We start from the raw sequence: 1334 nt of genomic DNA, 5'->3' as shown, positions 1-1334 counted from the left end.
GAAGCACACGAATGTAGGTAGCACGCCGTCTCCGCTTACGTTTCGGGCTGTTCAACGGTCCGAGACAAGACGCAGGAGACGGCGTGCTGTTCAAGAGTCTATGGAGACGGCTGCTTCGTGTCGGCAACCGGGTCGTGATCGAGAGCGTGGCCGAGGAGACTCGCGACGGCGAGCGGGTCGTGGTCGCCTCGGTGCGGCTACACAAGCGCCGGTCCAGACGGGGGTTCTGTGGCCGGTGCGGCCGCCTGTCCCCGGGCCACGACGCCGGGGCGGGGCGACGCCGGTGGCGCAGCCTCGACCAGGCCACGACCCGGTGCTACATCGTCGCGGACGCACCCCGGGTGGCCTGCAAGGTCCATGGGGTGACGGTGGGCGAGGTGCCCTGGGCCCGTCATGACGTGGGGTTCACCCGCGACTTCGACGATCAGGTCGCGTGGCTGGCGGTCCACTCGTCGAAGAAGGCGATCACCGAACTGATGCGCATCGCCTGGCGGACCGTCGGGGCGATCGTCGAACGGGTGTCCGACGATGCACGCGCACGAGCCGATCCGCTCGACGGGCTCACCAGGATCGGGATCGATGAGATCTCGTATCGCAAGGGCCACCGCTACCTGACGGTGGTGGTCGATCACGACAGCGGCCGGCTGGTGTGGGCCACTCCAGGCCGCAACAAGGCGACCGTGTCGAAGTTCTTCAACCAGCTGGGCAAGTCCAGAACGCTCAAGATCCGGCTCGTATCCGCAGATGCAGCCGGGTGGATCGGTGACGTAGTCGCCTCACGGTGTCTGAACGCCAAGCTCACCATGGACGCGTTCCACGTCGTGAAATGGGCCACCGACGCGCTGGATGTGGTCCGCCGCCAGGTCTGGAACGACGCCCGCCGCGCCGGGCAGACCGCCGTCGCCAAGGAACTCAAGGGCGCACGGTACGCACTGTGGCGCAACCCCGAGGACCTCTCGGTACGGCAGGCCGCCAAGCTGGCCGACATCGCCCGCACCAACGGTCCGCTGTACCGGGCCTACCTGCTGAAAGAACAGCTTCGGCGGGTGTTCGCGCTGCGCGGCCAGGCCGGCATCAACCTGCTCGACCGGTGGCTCGCCTGGGCCCAACGCTGCCGCATCGAGGCGTTCGTCACGCTCGCCCGCACCATCCGCCGCCACCGCACCGCGATCGACCAGATGCTCATCACCGGCACCGGGAACGCCATCGTGGAGTCCACCAACACCAAGCTACGCGTGATCCACCGGCGGGCCTACGGCTTCCGCACCCCCAAGGCCATGATCGCACTCGGCATGCTCGCCCTCGGTGGGCTGTGCCCCGACCTCCCCGGCCGC

Annotated in this window: 1 protein-coding gene; it reads left to right on the top strand. The window is 68.2% G+C overall.

Annotated elements, in window-relative coordinates; genetic code table 11:
• Positions 1-83: 83 nt before the first annotated feature.
• Positions 84-1334, top strand: a 1251-nt coding sequence (locus WEB03_RS01440; protein WP_368069189.1) for an ISL3 family transposase, incomplete at its 3' end; no start/stop codon positions are given.

It is taken from the genome of Nitriliruptor sp. (genome assembly GCF_040882075.1).
Taxonomy (GTDB): domain Bacteria; phylum Actinomycetota; class Nitriliruptoria; order Nitriliruptorales; family Nitriliruptoraceae; genus Nitriliruptor.
The sequence above is the reverse complement of the archived record's forward strand: the minus strand, read 5'-3'. Positions and strand labels throughout refer to the sequence as shown.